At 72.3% G+C, this 524-nt stretch carries 1 protein-coding gene; it reads left to right on the top strand.

Annotated features, from left to right (window positions below):
• Positions 1-36 precede the first annotated feature (36 nt).
• The coding region (locus tag IE239_RS41640) for a TetR/AcrR family transcriptional regulator (protein WP_190154635.1) at positions 37-524 on the top strand (488 nt) is incomplete at its 3' end.

The raw sequence follows: 524 nt of genomic DNA, 5'->3' as shown, positions 1-524 counted from the left end.
GATAGATGCCAGTCGACATCCAAATGGGAGGTGGTCATGGGCCGCGTATCGCAGGCGCAGGCGGAGGAGAATCGCAGGCGGGTGGTGGACACCGCGTCCCGGCTGTTCCGAGAGCAGGGCACGCAGGTCAGCGTCGCCGACCTGATGAAGGCGGCCGGTCTGACGCACGGCGCCTTCTACAAGCAGTTCGCCTCCAAGGAGGCGCTCGTCGACGAGGCCACCGCCCACGCCTTCGCCGAGCTTGCCCGACGCCACAGCGCCGGGCTCGAGCGGAACGACGGGCAGCGAGCCGCCGCCCAGCAGGCGCTGATCGACGCCTACCTCTCCGTCGAGCACCGCGACGACCCGGCGGACGGCTGCCCGGTCGCCGCGCTCGCCGGCGACATCGCGCGCGAGGGCGGGGGGCCCGGGGCCCGTCGCGTCTACGCCGAGGGGGTGGCCGACTTCGCCGATTTCCTGGCCGGTGACGACCAGGACGGCATCGTCCGGCTCTGCACGCTGTTCGGCGCGCTGGTCCTGTCCCG

The organism is Streptomyces humidus (assembly GCF_014649655.1).
Classification (GTDB): Bacteria; Actinomycetota; Actinomycetes; order Streptomycetales; family Streptomycetaceae; genus Streptomyces; species Streptomyces humidus.
This window is presented reverse-complemented; position numbering and strand designations above follow the sequence as displayed.